28 protein-coding genes are annotated in these 20,293 nt (G+C 34.0%); 1 reads left to right on the forward strand and 27 read right to left on the reverse strand.

The window, feature by feature from the left end; all coding sequences use genetic code 11:
• Nucleotides 1-23 precede the first annotated feature (23 nt).
• From lacG to F1592_RS01830, 8 genes are all read right to left on the reverse strand, one after another.
• The gene (gene lacG / locus F1592_RS01795) at nt 24-1,436 is read right to left on the reverse strand and encodes a 6-phospho-beta-galactosidase (protein ID WP_029376694.1); all 1,413 of its coding nucleotides are present in this window, start codon (nt 1,434-1,436) and stop codon (nt 24-26) included.
• A 15-nt stretch (nt 1,437-1,451) separates the two neighbouring features.
• Entirely contained in the window at nt 1,452-3,203 is a 1,752-nt protein-coding gene (locus F1592_RS01800; protein WP_053016670.1) for a lactose-specific PTS transporter subunit EIIC, read from the reverse strand.
• A 5-nt stretch (nt 3,204-3,208) separates the two neighbouring features.
• Nucleotides 3,209-3,523, reverse strand: coding sequence for a PTS lactose/cellobiose transporter subunit IIA (locus F1592_RS01805; RefSeq protein ID WP_037536047.1), 315 nt, complete (start codon nt 3,521-3,523; stop codon nt 3,209-3,211).
• A gap of 19 nt (nt 3,524-3,542) precedes the next feature.
• Nucleotides 3,543-4,520, reverse strand: a complete 978-nt coding sequence (gene lacD / locus F1592_RS01810) for a tagatose-bisphosphate aldolase (RefSeq protein ID WP_053016669.1) — start codon at nt 4,518-4,520, stop codon at nt 3,543-3,545.
• Between the two features lie 3 nt (nt 4,521-4,523).
• Nucleotides 4,524-5,456, reverse strand: coding sequence for a tagatose-6-phosphate kinase (locus F1592_RS01815; protein WP_149809436.1), 933 nt, complete (start codon nt 5,454-5,456; stop codon nt 4,524-4,526).
• A gap of 12 nt (nt 5,457-5,468) precedes the next feature.
• Nucleotides 5,469-5,984, reverse strand: a complete 516-nt coding sequence (lacB, locus tag F1592_RS01820; protein ID WP_037536041.1) for a galactose-6-phosphate isomerase subunit LacB — start codon at nt 5,982-5,984, stop codon at nt 5,469-5,471.
• A 16-nt stretch (nt 5,985-6,000) separates the two neighbouring features.
• Entirely contained in the window at nt 6,001-6,429 is a 429-nt protein-coding gene (gene lacA, locus F1592_RS01825) for a galactose-6-phosphate isomerase subunit LacA (RefSeq protein WP_037536038.1), read from the reverse strand.
• Between the two features lie 249 nt (nt 6,430-6,678).
• Nucleotides 6,679-7,434: a DeoR/GlpR family DNA-binding transcription regulator gene (locus tag F1592_RS01830; protein WP_149809435.1), complete on the reverse strand. Its 756-nt coding sequence runs from the start codon at nt 7,432-7,434 to the stop codon at nt 6,679-6,681.
• A 268-nt stretch (nt 7,435-7,702) separates the two neighbouring features.
• On the opposite strand from F1592_RS01830, the gene F1592_RS01835 reads away from it, so the two are divergent.
• Entirely contained in the window at nt 7,703-8,434 is a 732-nt protein-coding gene (locus F1592_RS01835) for an NAD-dependent protein deacylase (RefSeq protein ID WP_149809434.1), read from the forward strand.
• A gap of 168 nt (nt 8,435-8,602) precedes the next feature.
• Here the strand turns inward: F1592_RS01835 and rpsI are convergent, their stop codons facing one another.
• The 19 genes from rpsI to rplF form a co-directional block, all read right to left on the reverse strand.
• Nucleotides 8,603-8,995 (reverse strand): 30S ribosomal protein S9, encoded by a 393-nt coding sequence (gene rpsI, locus F1592_RS01840; RefSeq protein WP_011275150.1) that lies wholly within the window; start codon nt 8,993-8,995, stop codon nt 8,603-8,605.
• A gap of 19 nt (nt 8,996-9,014) precedes the next feature.
• Nucleotides 9,015-9,452 (reverse strand): 50S ribosomal protein L13, encoded by a 438-nt coding sequence (rplM, locus tag F1592_RS01845; RefSeq protein ID WP_011275149.1) that lies wholly within the window; start codon nt 9,450-9,452, stop codon nt 9,015-9,017.
• A 252-nt stretch (nt 9,453-9,704) separates the two neighbouring features.
• Nucleotides 9,705-10,508 (reverse strand): tRNA pseudouridine(38-40) synthase TruA, encoded by an 804-nt coding sequence (gene truA / locus F1592_RS01850; RefSeq protein WP_053016665.1) that lies wholly within the window; start codon nt 10,506-10,508, stop codon nt 9,705-9,707.
• A 4-nt stretch (nt 10,509-10,512) separates the two neighbouring features.
• Entirely contained in the window at nt 10,513-11,319 is an 807-nt protein-coding gene (locus tag F1592_RS01855; RefSeq protein WP_053016664.1) for an energy-coupling factor transporter transmembrane component T family protein, read from the reverse strand.
• Nucleotides 11,309-12,172: an energy-coupling factor transporter ATPase gene (locus tag F1592_RS01860; RefSeq protein WP_053016663.1), complete on the reverse strand. Its 864-nt coding sequence runs from the start codon at nt 12,170-12,172 to the stop codon at nt 11,309-11,311. The genes F1592_RS01855 and F1592_RS01860 overlap by 11 nt, the downstream gene beginning before the upstream one ends.
• On the reverse strand, nt 12,169-12,981 hold the full coding sequence (locus tag F1592_RS01865) for an energy-coupling factor transporter ATPase (protein ID WP_053016662.1): 813 nt from the start codon (nt 12,979-12,981) through the stop codon (nt 12,169-12,171). The genes F1592_RS01860 and F1592_RS01865 overlap by 4 nt, the downstream gene beginning before the upstream one ends.
• Before the next feature lie 445 nt (nt 12,982-13,426).
• A complete protein-coding gene (gene rplQ, locus F1592_RS01870; protein ID WP_011275144.1) occupies nt 13,427-13,798 on the reverse strand; it encodes a 50S ribosomal protein L17 in 372 nt (123 codons plus the stop codon).
• A 21-nt stretch (nt 13,799-13,819) separates the two neighbouring features.
• On the reverse strand, nt 13,820-14,764 hold the full coding sequence (locus F1592_RS01875) for a DNA-directed RNA polymerase subunit alpha (protein ID WP_011275143.1): 945 nt from the start codon (nt 14,762-14,764) through the stop codon (nt 13,820-13,822).
• A gap of 83 nt (nt 14,765-14,847) precedes the next feature.
• On the reverse strand, nt 14,848-15,237 hold the full coding sequence (gene rpsK / locus F1592_RS01880; protein ID WP_000101625.1) for a 30S ribosomal protein S11: 390 nt from the start codon (nt 15,235-15,237) through the stop codon (nt 14,848-14,850).
• Between the two features lie 22 nt (nt 15,238-15,259).
• Nucleotides 15,260-15,625: a 30S ribosomal protein S13 gene (rpsM, locus tag F1592_RS01885; protein WP_011275142.1), complete on the reverse strand. Its 366-nt coding sequence runs from the start codon at nt 15,623-15,625 to the stop codon at nt 15,260-15,262.
• Between the two features lie 22 nt (nt 15,626-15,647).
• Nucleotides 15,648-15,761: a 50S ribosomal protein L36 gene (rpmJ, locus tag F1592_RS01890; protein ID WP_001829709.1), complete on the reverse strand. Its 114-nt coding sequence runs from the start codon at nt 15,759-15,761 to the stop codon at nt 15,648-15,650.
• Between the two features lie 31 nt (nt 15,762-15,792).
• The gene (infA, locus tag F1592_RS01895) at nt 15,793-16,011 is read right to left on the reverse strand and encodes a translation initiation factor IF-1 (RefSeq protein ID WP_001829792.1); all 219 of its coding nucleotides are present in this window, start codon (nt 16,009-16,011) and stop codon (nt 15,793-15,795) included.
• Nucleotides 16,012-16,209: 198 nt separating this feature from the next.
• Nucleotides 16,210-16,860 carry an adenylate kinase gene (locus F1592_RS01900; RefSeq protein WP_037536020.1) on the reverse strand — a complete coding sequence of 217 codons (651 nt, stop codon included), beginning with the start codon at nt 16,858-16,860 and terminating at the stop codon, nt 16,210-16,212.
• 18 nt (nt 16,861-16,878) lie between these two features.
• On the reverse strand, nt 16,879-18,171 hold the full coding sequence (gene secY, locus F1592_RS01905; protein ID WP_149809433.1) for a preprotein translocase subunit SecY: 1,293 nt from the start codon (nt 18,169-18,171) through the stop codon (nt 16,879-16,881).
• Nucleotides 18,171-18,611: a 50S ribosomal protein L15 gene (gene rplO, locus F1592_RS01910; protein WP_011275139.1), complete on the reverse strand. Its 441-nt coding sequence runs from the start codon at nt 18,609-18,611 to the stop codon at nt 18,171-18,173. The genes secY and rplO overlap by 1 nt, the downstream gene beginning before the upstream one ends.
• 19 nt (nt 18,612-18,630) lie before the next feature.
• Complete coding sequence (rpmD, locus tag F1592_RS01915) at nt 18,631-18,810, reverse strand: 50S ribosomal protein L30 (RefSeq protein WP_011275138.1); 180 nt, start codon at nt 18,808-18,810, stop codon at nt 18,631-18,633.
• A 16-nt stretch (nt 18,811-18,826) separates the two neighbouring features.
• Nucleotides 18,827-19,327: a 30S ribosomal protein S5 gene (gene rpsE / locus F1592_RS01920; protein WP_011275137.1), complete on the reverse strand. Its 501-nt coding sequence runs from the start codon at nt 19,325-19,327 to the stop codon at nt 18,827-18,829.
• A 20-nt stretch (nt 19,328-19,347) separates the two neighbouring features.
• The gene (rplR, locus tag F1592_RS01925; RefSeq protein WP_011275136.1) at nt 19,348-19,710 is read right to left on the reverse strand and encodes a 50S ribosomal protein L18; all 363 of its coding nucleotides are present in this window, start codon (nt 19,708-19,710) and stop codon (nt 19,348-19,350) included.
• A gap of 31 nt (nt 19,711-19,741) precedes the next feature.
• A complete protein-coding gene (gene rplF / locus F1592_RS01930) occupies nt 19,742-20,278 on the reverse strand; it encodes a 50S ribosomal protein L6 (RefSeq protein WP_011275135.1) in 537 nt (178 codons plus the stop codon).
• Nucleotides 20,279-20,293: the final 15 nt, after the last annotated feature.

A 20,293-nucleotide genomic window follows, 5' to 3' on the forward strand; every position in this document is an offset into this window, starting at 1 on the left:
TTACAAAGTTATATTAAATGCAATTATTTTATTTCCTTACTTTCCGCTAGTTCTTTGTACCAATATGCGCTCTTCTTAGGATAACGTTCTTGCGTTTCAAAATCGACATAAAATAGACCGTATCGTTTTTCATAACCATTTGACCAAGAAAATACATCCATCAGTGACCAAATGAAGTACCCTTTCACATTCGCACCATCACGAATAGCATCAGAAATGACTTCTAAATGTTTTTTCACATAATCTATACGTGCATCATCATCTACAGTTTTACGTTCCTCATCAAATTGGTCTTTATAACCAAGTCCGTTCTCAGTAATATAAATTTTATGGTAATTAGGATAATCTTTAACTACTCGCATGATTTGATCATATAAGCCTTTAGGATAAATCATCCAGTCCCAATCAGTACGTGGTACATCAACATCAAATTCACGTTGACCTACACCTTTAAGTTGATATTTAGAACCACCTTTATCACCAGTAGCATTATGTGTAATTTCAGATTCGCCATCATAACCTCTCATCCAATCACTCATGTAGTAATTGATACCAAGGAAGTCATTTAAATCTTTAGCCGCTTCTAGTACTTTATAATCCTCTTCTGGTATATCTAATTTACCACCATTTACAGATAAAATGTGTTGGACGCCTTCCATAGTTTCACGAGAATATTTACCAAGATAAGTTGCATCTAAAATGAATTTATTATGAATAATATCTTCTAATTCAGCCGCTCTAACATCTTCAGGATTAGTTGGATCATAAGGATATTTAGTTGGTAACGCATGCACGACACCTACTTCACCACTATAGCCATTATCTTTAAACAATTTAACTGCTTTCGCATGTGCAACCATCATGTTGTGATGTGATTGAAACACTTTAGCAAAGTCGTATTTAATTCCAGGAGGGAATTTACCTACTAAATATTGGCCATCACCGATAGGCCCAATCTCATTAAATGTAGTCCAATAATTTACTTCTTCAAATTCTTCGAAACAGAATTTTGCATACTCAACAAAGTACTCAATTGTCTTACGATTTAAGAAATCACCATCACTATGCAGTGTCTCTGGTGTATCAAAGTGATGTAATGTTACAAATGGTTCTACATGTCTTCTATGACATTCTTTAAATAAATTATGATAGTATTCAACACCTTTAGGATTAACCTCACCATATCCTTTAGGGAATATGCGTGACCATGCAATCGAAATACGAATACCATTCACACCAAATTTTTCACTTAATTCTAAATCTATAGGATATTTATTATAAAAATCACTTGCTGGTTCAGCTGTATACCAATAGTTTTCTTCAAGATAAGTGTCCCATGCTACACGACCTTTTCCATCTGTTTGAGTCGCACCTTCTGCTTGATAAGCTGCTGTCGCACCACCGAATATAAAATCTTCTGGTAATTTTTTCATTATACTTTCATCTCCTAATTATTTTTCAAATTGTTGTTGAACGAAGTCTAATGCTGCTTTGCCATCTCGAGTTAAATTAATGTATTCAACACCTTGTGTTTTAGCTAATTTAATACCTAGTCGATCTGTATCTTGTTTAATGTCTTCATAATTTGAAGCCACTTGTGGTGCTAATATAATTAAATGATAATCTTTCATTATATCCATGTGAGCACCATAACCACCTGCTGCTGCCTTAACTGGAACATTATAGTCTTCAGCTGCTTTATTTAATGCGTTAGCTAATAATCCACTAGTTCCTCCACCAGCACATAATACAAGTACATTTGTTTGTTCTGTTATATTACTTTGTTTCGCTTTATTTTCTTCTGAATCATTACTTTGATTAGACTGTGCATGACTAGCTTCAGTTGCTCCAGCTGATGCTAGGATGGCATCTGCTTTTTTAGTATCAAAGTTTGCTGCCACTTTGTCTTGTAATTCATTATTAGCTTCTTTGTTTCCTAATTCTTCTTCTAAAATTTGTTCATCATAAACTTTTACAAATGGGTAGTAAATGATTACATCTACTACGATTAAGACGATTGCTAATACGAATGACCAGAATGCAAAACCAGTACCCATCACGATACCTAAAGGACCTGGCGTAGTCCATGGTAAGAAGATACTAAAACTATTCATTCCTAATACATCGACGAAGAATTTAAATATCCATACGTTTGCAATTGGTGCAAAGATAAATGGAATAAAGAATACTGGGTTTAATACCAATGGTGCACCGAATAAAATCGGTTCATTTACACCAAAGAAGGTAGGTACTACAGATGCTCTACCAATCGCTTTATTACGTTTCGATTTCGTTAACCACATGAACATAAATGGCACGACTAAAGTTGCACCAGTACCACCCATTGTAACTACGAACATTTGTGTACCTGGTGTAATAACGTTATTAGCATGTTCTCCAGCTTGAATTAAATGTAAGTTTGCTTCTAAGTTAGCATAAGTAATTGCTGCAATTGCTGGTTCTACAATTGATGGACCATGGATACCCACGAACCAGAAGAATGCAAAGGCACCAAAGATAATTGTTACACCGACCCATCCATCTGCTGCTGTAAATAATGGTTCGAATAATTTTAATATGCCGTTTGCTACATTCGTATGAGCAGTAGCTCTAACAATTAAATCTAATGCATATAAAATAATAATTACTGCTGATAAAGGGAAGATGTCTTTAAATACTTGTGAAATATTTGGTGGAACTTCTTTAGGCATTTTGATTGTAATATTACGTTTGATAAAGAAGTTATATACAATTACAGTGATAAAAGCTGAAAGGAAGGCTGTTAATAAACCTTTAGTTCCCATAAATGCACTTAAAAATCCACCATCTTTAGCAGGATCAGCTGCTAGGAATAAGAACCCACACATTGCTGCCATCATCGTAGATATAAAGTTAATTTGATTTGTTTTATCAAGCTTCCGGTTAAATGAATCAGTTAACGATTTGGCAGTAGTACCTGCTACAATAAAACCAACAATACCCATCGTATAGTTATATGGTTTCATTAAGATACCTTCCATTGTTTTACTCCATGTGAAACCAAATACGTTAGGAACATACGTAATTAAAATAAAGATACTAGAGAATAAGATAATTGGGATTGCTGCTATAAATCCATCACGAATTGCTCTTAAATAAATATTACGTGATATTTTTTCAAAGAATGGCTTTCCTTTCTCAATCCAGGCAATTAATTTGTTCATAGTACTCAACTCTCTCTTCTATATAATTCTAATAGATGTTTCATCAAATCTTTTAATAATAATGTCGTCATCAAATGATCTTGACCATGCATCATTGTGACACTATAGGCAATATCTTCTCCTTGTGCTTCTTTTGCTAATAAACTTGTTTGAGCTTTATGAGCATTTGCAATACATTCATTGGCTTCTTCAGTTAATTGTTCAGCTTTATCTAACTCCCCATTTTTAGCTGCTGTTAGTGCTTCTAACAACTTAGAACGAGCGTCGCCAGCATATGCTACAATTTCAAACCCAAGTAATTGCACTTCTTCTCTATTCATCATTAACGCCTCCTTTAAATTATTTTGATTTCCATGATGTTGCAGTTGTTTCTAGTACTTTATTTAAATCATCAATATTTTTGAAACCAGTTGTACGTAACCATTCACGTGCAGCCTCTTCACCTTGTTCGATATATACTTTCACTGCACCTGACCACGTTGCACGACCACAAAGTACGCCGTTAAATTTAGCACCAGCTTCGTGTGCAAATTTTAATGTTTCTTGGAATAATTCTGCAGATACACCAGCACTTAAATAGATATAAGGTAATTGTGTTGAAGCCTCTTGATCACGGAAATATTGAGCCGCTTCTTCTTTTGTATAAACTACTTCACCTTCAGCAAATCCTTCTACATAATTCATATTTACAGGTACTTCAACTTTTAGAACATCCACATTAAATCGTTCTTCAGAGAATAATTTCATTGCCTCATTTACTTTACGTGGTTTTACTTTTGCAAACGCAGCACTCTTATTATCTGGAATATTATCATCGTATGTTAGTACTTCTAAGAAGAATGGTATATCTTCTGCTACACATTCAGATCCAATTCTTTCAATATATGCTTTCTTTTGAATGTTAATTTCTTCAGCATCATCAACATCGTAGTAAAGTAAAAATTTAACAGCATTAGCTCCTTGCTCTTTTAAGCGCTTTGCTGACCATTCAACTAAACAGTCAGGTAAGCGACCTTTAGCGTTTACGTCATAACCTGTTTTTTCGTAGGCTAATAATAAACCACAGTCTTTATTACGAGCATCTGATGCTGGAAGTCCATATTCTGGGTCTAATAAAATTGATGACGCATATTTAGTTAATTCCTCTGAAACTAGAACTTTTAATTGTTCAATTTGTTCAACAGTTGGTTCTTCTGTTTGATGTTCTGCCATCATTCTTTTCAAAGCACCACGTTGGTCAAATGCTAAAGCTGAGATAACCCCCTCTTTAGTACTTAATTGTTCTATTGATGCTAATTTTTGTTGTGATTTTGTCATTAGTTACACCTCTATAACTTCAATTTGTTGGAATATTTCGTCAAATTTATTTACATTAATATGTCCTGTTTGGCTTTCCATTGCATTCAACATTCCAAATGCATTGGCTTTTTTTAATAACACATCATCCTCATCATCATGAATTAATCCTGAGGCTATGCCTGCTACAGTAGAATCACCTGATCCTACAGGATTTACTACTTCTATATGAGGAATATTTACTTTATAAAACTTATTAAGATGCTTAGCGAACGCGCCTTGGCTGCCTAGTGAAACGATAATCCACTCTATACCATCAAATATGGGTTGATTCACTGCATCTTTAAGACACTCTACATCAGTGGTTACTTTAGTTTGTAATAATTGTGCTAACTCATCGATATTTGGTTTGATTACCGTTGGTTTATAGTCACTAAGTAGAACATCTAGTAAAGATTGACCCGAACTATCGAGCACAGTCGATATTTGATGTTGATCAGCTAATTGAATTAAATCAGCATAGTAATCCGACTTTAAGCCCTTTGGTAAACTACCAGAAATAGCAATAACGTCAGATCTTCTTAATAAATGTGATAGATGTGTTTTAAATTCTGTAGCTTCTACTTTAGTAATTGAAGGACCTTGCTCAAGAATCTCTGTCTGTTGACCTTCATGTAGAATGGCAATACAATTTCGAGTTTCTTCTTTAATCTTAAAAAAATTATGGTTAATTTGAGCGTTGTTCAATTGTTGCTCAATGAACTCTCCCAACTTACCACCTAAGAAACCACTCGCTTCAACATCTTCTCCATATTCTGATAAAACTCGAGTTACATTTAATCCTTTGCCTCCTGCAGTTTTAATCGTTTTATTAACGCGATTCACTGTATCTAGATTAAATTGATCTAAAGAATATGAAATATCAATCGAAGGATTTAGTGTTAATGTTAGAATCATAGATTGTCACCCTTAATCGTGATATTCACCTTTGTCCCATTTTTCTAAAAATTCATCGAAGAAATGAGGATCAGCTTGTTTTTCGTTATGTGCTTCTAAATGTTCAATTTTAGCTATTAATTTTTTATTTTCTTCTGTCGGCTTATATTCAGCTTTTATGAAAGCATCTACAATATCGAAGATGAATAGTTCACCTACAATTTTTCCACCAAAACTTACGACATTTGCGTTTAATTCTTCTTTAGAATATAGTGCTGTAGTCATATCACGAACTAAAGCAGTACGTACGCCAGGCACCTTATTAGCAGAGTTACTTATTCCAACTCCTGTTCCACAAATACATACGCCTAAATCCGCTTCTCCACTTGTTACAGCTTCACCAACTTTCTTACCGAAAATTGGATAGTGTGTTCTTGTGAAATCGTAAGTTCCTACATCAATTACTTCGTGTCCTTGTTCTTTTAAATGTTTTGAAACTGCCATTTTTGTGTCTGTTACAATATGATCGCAACCAATAGCTATTTTCATATTAAAGTCCTCCTATTTAGCACATTTTATTTAACATATCTACACGGATTTGATGACGACCACCGTCATAGTGTCCATTTACAAATTCTTTAGCGACATGCTTAGCAAGTGTATCTCCAACTATTTCTGAACCCATCGTAATCATACGTGCATTATTGTGACCACGTGTCATGTAAGCAGATCTTTCGTCTGAAACTTCTGCTGCAATCATCCCTTTAACTTTCGTAGCTACCATGAAACTTCCTGCGCCAAATGCATCAATTGCTATGCCTAAATTTTCATCATTCTTTTGTACTTCTTGAGCAACGGCTAATGTTGAATCAACAAAGTCTACATCCTTGCCTTCTGTCACATCTACTACTTCATGATTATTTTCTTTTAAAAATGCTTTTACTACTTCTTTGAGTCGTTTACCGTCTACATCTGAACCAATAATAACTGTCATAATCATTCTCCTTTAATAAATTGATTCACATATATGTGTCTATTTTTATATTGTGAAAAAGCGCTTTCAACTCTTTATGTTTAAATTATAAACATAAATAAACAATTAATCAACATTGAATGTTTGAATATTGTTTGATAATTAGTTGTTTTAAACAAATAAGTTTTATTTATGTTTGTTTAATCTTTTAGAAAGACAAAAAAGCCTAATATTGTTCAATTTCAAACAATATCAGGCTTAAAGTGTGATTTAATCAATCACTTCAGTATGTAATTTTAATTTCTCTATGTTATCTATCTCACCCTTATCAATGATGACGGCAGTTAAATCGTCTAACTTGCATAATTGAGTGAAGTCTTCTTTTCCTAATTTTGATGAGTCTACTAGTAAGTACTTTTCAACTGAACGCTCCAAAGCCAATTGTTGAGTATATGCTTCATCAATAGTCGAAGTGAGGACATCGATATCTTTTATGCCATTACAACTAAAAAACATTTTACTAAATCGCATTGTTTTCAGTAGTGTATTAGCCATTTCTCCTACAAATGATTCAGTTAAATCTCTCATTTCGCCACCTAGCAAATACACTTTGAAATTAATTGATCTTTTTTCGAATAATATTTTAAATACAGGAAAACAATTGGTAATAACTGTTAATGATTTCAACTCCATTATTTCTGCTAAGCACTCAATAGTAGTACCTGGTCCCAGAAAAATCGTATCATTTTCTTCGATTATTTGAATTGCTTTACGTGCAACACTACGTTTTTCTTCTATATTGTGTGTGTGTTTCTCTTGATGTGATTTCTCTTTAAATTGAAAGATGGAATTACTTCTTGCGCCACCATGAATTTTAGTGAGCAAACCTTTTTCTTCGAGTTCTGCTAAATCACGTCGTACCGTCATATCTGATACATTTAATTCTTCTACAATTTCATTTGTTCTGACGGTACCCTTTTGATTTACGAGTTTAGTAATTTCATCTAAACGATCGTATTTATTCATTCAATTCTTCACTCCCACATCACATTTTCAAGTATTATTATAATAAATGAATACTTGAATTTATAAAGTTTATTTGCGCATATTAATTTTATACTATTAATCTAGTGAACTCTAATACTTTTCGTCAATAATCTAACTTTCTGCATTTATAAATTAAGACATTATTTCTAGAAAGTGTATTTGATTGTATGTTGTAATAGATATATAAGTAATATTAAAATTATTTTACCAAAAGTAAGCATTAAATTCTGTATATGGAGTGTTTTCAATGAGCAACAAGATAGAAAAATTAAAAGAAATTGTAGATAAATCAAATAGCATTGTATTCTTTACAGGTGCAGGTGTTTCTGTAGCAAGTGGTATTCCTGATTTCCGATCAATGGGTGGACTATTTGATGAAATATCTAAAGATGGCTATTCTCCTGAATATTTATTGAGTGTTGACCATCTTAATGATAATAAGGAAAGCTTTATTGATTTTTATCATAAACGTTTACTTGTAGCTGATAAAAAACCAAATATTGTTCATGAATGGATCGCTGAGTTAGAGACAGAAGGTAAATCTTTAGGTGTCATCACACAAAATATCGATGGCTTACATGAAGATGCTGGAAGTCAGAATATCGATGAAATTCATGGTACACTCAATCGGTTCTATTGCATTAAATGTGGTAAAGAATATACAAAATCATATGTCATGGAACATGAATTAAGATATTGTGAATCATGTGGTGAAGTTATTCGACCTGACATTGTCTTATATGGTGAGATGTTAGATCAACCAACAGTTTTCCGTGCACTTGATAAAATCCAAAAGGCAGACACTGTTATTGTGTTAGGTTCATCACTTGTAGTGCAACCTGCTGCTGGCTTCATTTCAAACTTCACAGGAGATAATTTAGTCATTATTAATCGAGATAAAACACCGTATGATAGAAAGGCAGATTTAGTCATTCATAACGATATGACAGAAGTTGTTGAGGAAGTATTTAAAAAATAAATATAAAGTTCAAAAGCTAGAGGTTTTATGGATCTCTAGCTTTTATTGCATACAAAAAAGCACTTCTCAAAGTTGAGAAGTGCTTTGAACGTTCCAATGGAACACAAATTGCTGATGCAATTTGCGTACCAAATCTGTAAGCGAATAAATTCGCAACAGCTTTGGCAATTAACGTTTTGAGAATTGTGGAGAACGACGTGCTTTTTTAAGACCTGGTTTTTTACGTTCTTTCATACGTGGGTCACGAGTTAATAGACCTGCGCGTTTTAAAGAACCTCTGTATTCAGGATCTGCTTCTAATAATGCACGTGCGATTCCGTGACGGATAGCTTGTGCTTGTCCAGTGAAACCACCACCGTGTACGTTAACTAATACATCATAGTTACCTTTAGTTTCTGTAACATCAAATGGTTGGTTTAAGTCTAAGATTAATGATTCGAATGGTAAGTACTCACGTACGTCACGTTCGTTAACTGTGATATTACCTTCACCTGGTACTAAACGTACACGTGCTACTGAGTTTTTACGACGGCCTGTGCCTCTATATTCAACTTGTGCCAATGTAATTTCCTCCTTCTAATTAACCACGTAACTCGTAGTTTTCTGGTTGTTGTGCAGCGTGTGGATGTTCAGCGCCACCATATACAAATAATTTTTTACCTTGTTTTTCACCTAAACGTGAACTTGGTAACATACCTTTGATTGAAGTTTCAAGTAAACGTTCTGGATTATTACGTTTTAACTCACCAGCTGTAACTGATTTGATACCGCCTGGGTGGTTTGAGTGACGATAATAAATTTTATCTGATTCTTTTTTACCAGTTAATTCGATTTTAGCAGCGTTAATGATGATTACATAATCACCAGTGTCAACGTGTGGTGTATAAGTTACTTTATTTTTACCGCGTAAGATAGATGCTACTTCAGATGATAAACGACCTAATGTTTGGCCTTCAGCATCAATAACATACCATTTGCGCTCAATGTTTGATTCATTTGCCATAAATGTTTGACGCATAATAATTGTCCTCCTAAAAATAAATGCTTCGTTTTAGATTACAGGTACGTATCGCAGTCGAACCTACGAACGAGGCCTGCAATCTATTCATTCTGTTACGATTTTCAAAGCGTAAATGTTCATTTATTTTATTCCTGTATAATTTGCTTATATATCTTGTAACACAATAAGTTTCCGGGGCTTATCATGGGGTGGATATAAAACAATACCGTTAACTATGTTATATTTTATAGCTCCGTTTGTCAATGCAATTTAGTCATTTTGTAATGATTTTTTACGATGAATTTTAATATTGTCTCCAAAGTCTGTTGTTAAGTCTTTTTCTGTTAAATATATCTTCTCTAAATAGAGACCTTCTGCAGGTGCTGTAAATGGTACACTATCTCTATTTTTTTCATTTAATAGCGTTGGCACTTCACTTGGATGACGTTTACCTTTTCCTACTTCAATTAGAAACGCTACTAACACGCGAACCATATTATATAAAAAGCCTGACCCTGTCACAACATAGTCAAACCCTTCATCTGTTTGAATGATTTCACTTTGGTATAACGTACGTACTTTGCTTTCGACTTCAGTCTTTTGAGAGCAGAATCCTGTAAAATCATGTGTTCCAATGAAATGTTTTGCAGCTTCGTTCATTTTTGAATAATTTAAATCTTCTTTAATAAATGTCTTTAAGCCACTTTCAAAAGGATTACGATGCGTTGCTTGATATACTTTATAACGATATCGCTTGCCTAGACAGTCATAACGACAATGAAAATGATCATCGACTTGTTGAACTTCTTTGACGTATATATCATCAGGTAAAGCACTATTCATCGCATACTTCCATTGCTGTGGTTCAATATTTAAGTCTGTATCAAAATGAAAAAATTGTTCATACGCATGTACACCTCTGTCCGTACGACTTGAAGGATGAATGCGAACATGTCGCCGATGCATACGCTTCAATATCTTTTCAAATTGTTGTTGCACAGTTCTTCCTTGCTGTTGAATTTGAAACCCTAGAAATTGACTTCCTTGATAAGAAATATTAACAAGTATACGCACTGTATTACACTCCAATATATTTTAATACTAATAATACTATGGCTATTGGGATGATACTTATTAAGCACATCGTGTCCCCAATATGCCATTGTAGCTTTCTGTAACTTGTTCGTTTTACATTAGCATCATAACCACGTACTTCCATAGCGATTGCTAATTCCTCTGCTCTTTGAAAAGCTGAGATAAATAATGGAATCATTAAAGGAATAAATGCTTTTATACGTGTCATTAAGCCACCCGAACTTAACTCAGAACCTCGTGATTTTTGAGCTAGTATGATTTTATCTAATTCATCCATTAAAGTTGGAATGAATCTTAAAGCGATTGACATAATCATGCTTAATTGATGCACAGGCAATTTAAACCATTTTAATGGCGTTAGCAATTTTTCAAAAGCATCTGTTAAATCGATTGGGCTCGTTGATAGCGTCATTATTGTTGCAACCATAACAATTGTGATGAGACGTAATGAAATAAAGATACCTTCTAAAATACCAGCACTATCAATTTTAATAATTCCAAAATCAACTAATCTTGTACCACCATGTGTGAAGAAGATATGCATGAAGAATGTGAATATAGTAAAAATAAATATTGGTGTTAATCCTTTAATTAAAAACCATAATTTAATCTTCGCTAAAAACATAAACATTAGAATTAATAAGATAATCCACCCAAACGTTGCAAAAGAATGAGCAAAAAATATTAAAACAATAAACATAAATACAAATAAAACTTTAGCTCGTGGATCTAACTGATGAATTACAGAGTTATTAGGTAAATATCTACCTATAATTAATTTATTCTTCATGATGTTGCCACTCCTGGTACATACTTACAAATTCATTCTCAGTAAGTGCGATTGTCTTAAATTTGATACCATGTTTAATTTCAATATCACGTTGTAACTGAACAATATCTGGTAAGTCTATATGCCACTCTTCAAGTTTACTACCTTGTCTAAACAACTCTTTTGGTGTGACTTGCTCGATAATATTTCCATCATTCATCACGATAATTTCTTCAGCATATTTCGCAACTTCATTCATATCATGAGATACAAGTATGATTGTTTTATTTTGTTTTAGTTGTATTTCTTTAAATAGCTCCATTACTTGTTGACGGCTCTTTGGGTCTAATCCAGCAGTAGGTTCATCTAAAACAATGACATCCGGGTTCATAGCTAAGATTGAAACAATTGCAATTTTACGCATTTGGCCGCCAGACATTTGGAATGGTGACAAAGACATAACATTTCTTGGAAAACCTAACTCTAACAATAAATCAAAAGCTCTTTCTTTCACTTCTTCAACATTCATTCCAAAATTCTTAGGTCCAAACTCAATTTCTCTTTCAATATTATCTTCAAATAATTGTGATTCAGGAAATTGAAAAACTAGCCCAACTTTTTGTCTGATTGGTCTAATAAATTTATCTTTAGTTTTAGAGTGAATCGTAAGTTCATCATGCTCAATATTGCCATTAGTAGGTTTTAATAACCCATTGAAATGCTGAATTAAAGTTGATTTTCCACTTCCAGTTTGTCCAACAATTGCATAGTATTTACCCTGCTCAATAGTTAAATTAATGTGGTCTAACGCTTTATACTCATATGGTGTACCCTGTTGATAGGTGTAGGTAACATCATTAAACTTTATTTTCATAGCTTTTCGACCAACCCTTCGTAAGTAATAAAGTGGTCATCAAATCCTAAAAGTTGATTGATTTTCATTGAGAAAGGTAAATCTAGTCCAATTTCTTGTAACATTTTTATATCTTTAAATATTGTTTGTGGATTTCCTTCTTTATAAACTGTTCCTTGATTCATCACTATGACATGATCACCTTCAAGCGCCTCAGTTAAGTCATGCGTAATCGAAATAATTGTTACATCTTTAGTTGCTTTAACTTCTTGTATTAAACTCATCAATGATTTCTTTGCTTGAGGGTCTAACATAGATGTCGCTTCATCTAAAATAATGACTGAAGGACTTAATGCTAATACACCTGCAATAGCTACTCTTTGCTTCTGTCCTCCTGATAATGAATGTGGTTCACTATCCGCATAATCGGTCATTCCAACGTCACTAATAGATTGTGCTACTATTTCCTTCATTTTTTCAGTTGGAACAGCGTGGTTCTCTAAACCAAACGCAACATCGTATTTAACAATCGAACCTACAAATTGATTTTCTGGATTTTGGAAGACAATTCCAACGTGTTCTCGTATATCTTTGAAATCATTATTAGAGATAGGTGATTGATTGAAAAAAATCGTACCATTGGTCGCAATTTCAATACCAACTATTAATTTAGCTATTGTTGATTTTCCTGACCCATTATGTCCAACAATTGAAGTCCATTGATTTTTAGGAATCTTAAAGGATACATTATTTAATGTGAAGGCTGCATCGCCTTGATATTGAAAGTCAACTTGCTTAAGTTCAATAATATTAGTGTTAATCGCCTCCACTAGAATCCCTCCTAAAACTTTGTACTAGTATAGTTTACATGAATATGAATTGCATGTATATTATTGTTTTATTTCATTTTTTCAAAATAAAAAGGGACCGGACAGAATTCATTTCGAATCCATTGTCCCGCCCCTATTAAGGATGACTAAAACTGAAAAACTAAATAAAAAGCTTTCATTTCGGTCAACTAATGCGATTTTTCAATATAAACTATGACCATTTGAGTTCTTAGTATTATATATAATAATTTATTGGTTGAATAGAAGCTAATTGCTTCTTTGAAAATAAAAAAGCGCGCACCCCATCATATTTTAGTTGAGTTCACGCTTTGAAATATATTTAATTGATGGGGCACTCTGAGCTAGACAATATTTGTATGTGGCAAACATTATCGTTGCACTCATTTGCTTTACATATAAGTAGTTAGTGTATTTATATCTTGAATTAATCTACTAATTCGATGATAACTGATTCAGCACCGTCTCCGCGACGAGGACCTACTTTAAGAATACGAGTGTAACCACCTTGACGTTCTGTATAACGTTCAGCAATTTCACCGAATAATTTTTGAAGTGCAGTTTGTGTAGTTTCATCTTCATTTAAGATTTCAACATTACGTAATGTTTTTGCAGCATTACGACGAGAAGCTAAATCTCCTTTTTTACCTAAAGTGATTAATTTCTCAACAACACTACGAACTTCTTTTGCACGAGCTTCTGTAGTTTCAATGCGCTCACTAACGATAAGTGAAGTAGCTAAGTCACGTAACATAGCTTTACGTTGATCAGAAGTACGACCTAATTTTCTGTAACCCATGAGTTGACCTCCTTTAACTTATTAATCTTCTTTTCTTAATCCTAATCCTAAATCTTCTAATTTATATTTAACTTCTTCTAGAGATTTACGACCTAAATTACGAACTTTCATCATATCAGCTTCAGATTTATCAGCTAATTCTTGAACTGAATTGATTCCTGCACGTTTTAAACAGTTGTATGAACGTACTGATAAGTCTAATTCTTCAATAGACATTTCAAGTACTTTTTCTTTTTGATCTTCTTCTTTTTCAATCATGATTTCAGCATTTTGAGCTTCATCTGTAAGACCTACAAAAATATTTAAATGTTCAGTCAAAATCTTAGCAGCTAATGATACTGACTCTTGTGGAGTGATTGAACCATTAGTCCAAACATCTAAAGTTAATTTATCAAAATCACTACTTTGACCGACACGTGTGTTTTCAACTGTATAGTTAACACGTTCAACTGGTGAGTATAGTGAATCAACAGGAATTACACCGATTGGTAAATCACTAGTATTATTTTGTTCTGCTAATGCGTAACCTCTACCCTTGTTAGCAACTAGACGAATTTTTAAATGTCCACCTTTAGACACTGTTGCGATTTTAAGTTCTGGATTTAGAACTTCTACATCACTATCGTGAGTAATGTCACTTGCAGTAACTTCGCCTTCATCTCGAACATCGATTTCTAATGTTTTATCTTCTTCAGAATAGATTTTGAGTGCTAATTTTTTGATGTTCATAATAATAGTAGAAACATCTTCAACAACATTATCTATAGCTGAAAATTCGTGTAAAACACCTTCGATTTCAATGTACTTAACGGCTGCACCTGGTAATGAAGATAGTAGGATACGACGTAAGGAGTTTCCTAGTGTAGTACCGTAGCCACGTTCTAGTGGTTCAACAACGAACTTACCGAATTTAGCATCTTCACTAATTTCAATTGTCTCAATTCTAGGTTTTTCAATTTCTATCATTTACAAAAATCCTCCTTAATTACGTCGACTTAATTTTAAACTGTTTCGCTCAGTGACCTGTAACAATAACAATCTATTATAAATTAGACGCGACGACGTTTTGGTGGACGACAACCGTTATGAGGTACTGGAGTAACGTCTCTGATTGCAGTTACTTCTAAACCAGCTGATTGTAATGCACGGATAGCTGATTCACGACCTGGTCCAGGTCCTTTTACTGTTACTTCAACAGTTTTTAAACCATGTTCCATTGCAGATTTTGAAGCAGTTTCAGAAGCCATTTGAGCTGCGAATGGTGTTGATTTTTTAGATCCTTTGAAACCTAATGCACCAGCTGATGACCAAGATAAAGCATTACCAAATTCATCAGTGATAGTTACGATTGTATTGTTGAATGTTGAACGGATGTGAGCCACACCATTTTCAATATTCTTTTTAACTCTACGTTTACGAGATACTTGTTTACGTGCCATTTATATTTGCCTCCTTTACCTATTATTTTTTCTTGTTAGCTACAGTTTTAACTGGGCCTTTACGAGTACGTGCGTTGTTTTTAGTTTTTTGACCGCGAACTGGTAAACCACGACGGTGACGGATACCACGGTATGAAGAAATTTCCATTAAACGTTTAATGTTTAAGTTTTGTTCACGACGTAAGTCACCTTCAACTTTATAACTGTCAACAACTTCACGAATACGACCTAATTCGTCATCTGTTAAATCTTTTACACGTGTGTCTGCTGATACATTAGCTTCTTCAACGATTTTTTTAGCTGTTGAAGTACCAATACCATATACATATGTTAATGAGATAACAATGCGTTTTTCACGTGGGATATCTACTCCTGCAATACGTGCCATATATATTTACACCTCTCTTTTATTAACCTTGTCTTTGTTTGTGCTTAGGATTGTCACAAATTACCATTACTTTACCTTTACGTTTAATGACTTTACATTTTTCGCAAATTGGTTTAACTGATGGTCTTACTTTCATTTTTATACCTCCCTATATTATGGAGTGACGATTATTTATAACGATAAGTAATTCTACCGCGTGATAAATCATACGGAGACATTTCTACAGTTACTTTGTCGCCAGGTAGAATACGAATATAATTCATTCTAATTTTACCACTTACGTGAGCTAAAATCTCATGACCATTTTCTAATTCTACTTTAAACATAGCATTTGGTAAAGTATCTAATACTGTACCTTCTAATTCAATTACATCTTGTTTCGCCATTGATTAACTTCCTCCCTTTTTACAATAGTAAGGTAATCGTCAATAGACAACTTCAACGATACGAATCTAATATAGTGACTAGTTAAAATAAGTTTAACAAAATGCGGGAATTATTATCGTCATTCGACACTCAGAAAATTAATTCTTGCCAGAGAAACCTAATCAAATTCACATAAATCTAGACCGTATTAAGTTGATCTATTTTAATTGATCTAAGATATCAATGACATCTTTGGTTACATCGTCAATATCTTTCGCACCATCAATGTTTTTTAGCACACCTTTTTCATTATAGTACTCTAAAATAGGTTTTGACTGTTTAACATTAACGTTTAAGCGATTAGATACTGTTTCAGGATTATCATCTTCGCGTTGATAAAGCTTTCCACCATCGATATCACAAATACCATCAACCTTTGGAGGATTAAATACAAGATGATAAGTCGTACCACATTTTTCACAGATACGACGACCTGTAAGACGATTCATCAATTCTTCCTCAGGAACTTCGATGTTAATGACAGCATCGATGTTTCTATCAAGCTCAGACATAATATCATTTAACGCCTCAGCTTGATCGATTGTTCTTGGGAAGCCATCTAATAAGAATCCTTTTTTTGCATCGTCTTCAGATATTCTTTCTTTAACGATACCTACAGTAACTTCATCAGGGACTAATTCTCCACGATCCATGTAAGATTTAGCTTCTTTTCCTAAATCTGTTTCATCTTTAATCGCTTTTCTGAACATGTCACCAGTAGATATATGTGGTATTGGGAATTTCTTAACAATTTCACTCGCTTGAGTTCCTTTACCTGCGCCAGGTAAACCCATTAAAATGATATTCATAAATTGCCCTCCTACAAATTATCTACCACCAAAGCCTTTATATTCTTTTTGACTCACTTGAGCTTCAAGTGATTTCATAGTTTCAATTGCAACACCAATTACGATTAATAAACTTGTACCACCAATTTGTATTGATTGAGGTAAACTCATGAACTTAGTCGCTAATATTGGTAATATCGCAATGACTGCTAAGAAAATAGAGCCGACAAAAGTTAAGCGATAAAGTACTTTAGTAATATATTTTTTAGTTTGTTCACCAGGTCTTATACCTGGAACGTAACTACCTTGTTTCTTCAAGTTATCAGCCATTTTTTCAGGATTAACTTGAACAAAGGCATAGAAATACGTAAATGCAATAATTAATACTACATAAACAATCATGCCGTAAGTGTTTGAAGGGTTAGCATATTCAGATATAGTTTGCGCCCAATCAGCTTTTGGGAAGAACAATGTTAATGTTCTTGGCAATAGGAAAAATGCCATCGCAAAGATTACTGGAATTACCCCTGCAGAGTTAACTTTTAAAGGTAGATAAGTTGCTTGTGATCCTAATCTTTGAGCAGACTGTTTTTTAGCATATTGGATAGGAATTTTACGTTTCGCTTCTAGTACATAAATAGCACCAATTGTTAGTAAAACTAATCCTACAATTAAACCAATAACTTTTAACCATGCCAATGTAGTATCATCATTACCAACGAATGCTTGTTGCACGAATTGAATAATTGATGAAGGCAAAGTTGATAAAATACCTGCAAAGATAATGATAGAAATACCATTACCAACTCCGAATTGAGTGATTTGATCACCAAGCCAAATTAGAAATGCAGTTCCTGCTGTTAAAACAACGGCAATCAATAAATAACTCATAATAGATTGGTGAATAATTAATTTACCACCTAAATAGTTATTAAATTGGAATGCCATACCATTTGACTGTATAAAAGCCAAAATGATAGCGAAATAACGTGTTACATTGCTAAGCTTTCTTTTACCTACTTCACCTTGTTTCGCCCATTCAGAGAATTTCGGAACAATATCCATTTGTAGTAATTGCATTACGATAGATGCGGTGATGTAGGGCATGATGCCCATAGCAAATATTGAAAAGTTCTTTAAGGCTCCGCCACCAAACGTATTAAGAAGAGCGGCGACTCCTTGATCAGAACCTTGTTGTTCAAAAGGCTCAGGGTTAACTCCTGGAGCCGGAATGTAAGTTCCTATTTTGAATATAACTAACATTGCTAAGGTAAAGAAAATCTTGTTTCGAACTTCTTTAGTTTTAAAGAAGATCACAAGCGTTTGAAACATTAGATCACCTCGTGTGCTCCACCTTTTGCATCAATTGCTTCTACTGCTGAAGCTGAGAATTTATGAGCTTTCACTGTCAATTTTTTATCAAGTGAGCCATTACCTAGTACTTTGATACCAGATTTTTCATTCTTAACTACACCAGTTTCAACTAATAAAGCTGGAGTTACTTCAGTACCATCTTCAAATTTATTAAGTTGGTCTAAGTTAACAATAGCATATTCTTTACGATTAATGTTAGTGAAACCACGTTTTGGTAAACGACGGAATAAAGGTAATTGTCCACCTTCAAATCCAGGTCTTACGCCACCACCTGAACGTGCTTTTTGACCTTTTTGTCCGCGACCACTAGTTTTACCGTTACCAGAACCAGCACCACGGCCAACGCGGTTACGTACACGACGTGAACCTTCAGCTGCTTTTAACTCATGTAATTTCATTATATAGGCACCTCCTTAATTATTTTTCTTCTACTGTCAATAAGTGTCTAACTTTGTTGATTTGCCCACGGATAGCAGGGTTATCTTCAACTACTACTGAACTATTAGTCTTTTTAAGACCTAATGCTTCAACAGTTTTACGTTGTGTTTCAGGACGACCAATAACACTACGAGTGAGGGTAATTTGTAATTTAGCCATTATCTATTTTCCCTCCTTAATTATATAATTCTTCTACTGATTTGCCGCGTAATTTAGCAACATCTTCAGCATTTTTAAGGTTTTGTAAACCATTGATTGTAGCACGAACCATATTGATTGGTGTGTTAGATCCTAATGATTTACTTAAGATATCAGTGATACCTGCTAATTCTAATACGGCACGAACTGGACCACCAGCGATAACTCCTGTACCAGGTGCAGCTGGTTTCATGAATACGCTACCTGAACCATAACGGCCAGTGATAGTGTGAGGAGTAGTTCCTTCAACACGTGGAACAACTACTAAATCTTTTTTAGCTGCTTCAACAGCTTTTTTGATAGCTTCAGGTACCTCTTGAGCTTTACCAGTACCGAAACCTACACGACCATTTTTGTCTCCAACTACTACTAATGCAGTGAAACGGAAACGACGACCACCTTTAACAACTTTAGCAACACGGTTGATTGTTACAACGCGTTCTTCAAATTCTTTCGTTTCTTCTTCTCTACGAGCCATGTATTTGTCCCTCCTTTAAATTAAAATTCTAATCCGCTTTCTCTAGCAGCTTCTGCTAAAGCTTTTACACGACCATGGTATAAGTAACCGCCACGATCAAATACGATTTCTTTAATACCTTTGTCTGATGCTTTTTTAGCAATTGCTTCGCCTACTTTAGTAGATAAATCTACTTTAGAAGTTGAATCACTTGCGATATCTTTATCTTTTGATGAAGCTTGAACTAAAGTTTCGCCTTTAACATCATCGATAATTTGTGCATAAATGTGTTTGTTTGAACGATATACATTTAAACGTGGTTTTTCAGCTGTACCTGATAATTTAGTACGCACACGAGCATGTCTTTTCAAACGCACTTTGTTTTTATCAATTTTACTGATCATTGTATTACTCCTTTCTTAAGAGAGTTATCTATTATTTACCTGTTTTACCTTCTTTACGGCGAACATATTCACCTTGGTAACGGATACCTTTTCCTTTGTAAGGTTCTGGAGGTCTTACTGAACGGATGTTAGAAGCAATTGCTCCAACTTGTTCTTTAGATACACCAGATACTCTAACAGTTGTGTTTTTCTCTACTGCGAAAGTAATGCCATCTTCAGCTTTAATTTCAACAGGGTGAGAGTAACCAACGTTTAATACTAAGTCACTACCTTGCATTTGAGCACGGTAACCTACACCAACAAGCTCAAGTGTTTTTTCGAAACCTTGAGAAACACCTTGTACCATATTATTTAATAAAGCACGAGTTGTACCATGAACTGTTCTATCTTCTTTAGACTCAGTAGGTCTTACAACTTCGATAGTGTTTTCTTCTTGTTTGAAAGTCATTCTTTCGTTAAATGTTCTAGTTAATTCACCTTTAGGACCTTTTACAGTAGCAGTATGACCATCAAAAGTTACTGTAACGTCGCTAGGGATGTCAATAATTTTCTTACCAACACGACTCATGTTATGGCACCTCCT

Source organism: Staphylococcus sp. GDX7P312P (assembly GCF_008385775.1).
GTDB lineage: Bacteria > Bacillota > Bacilli > Staphylococcales > Staphylococcaceae > Staphylococcus > Staphylococcus haemolyticus.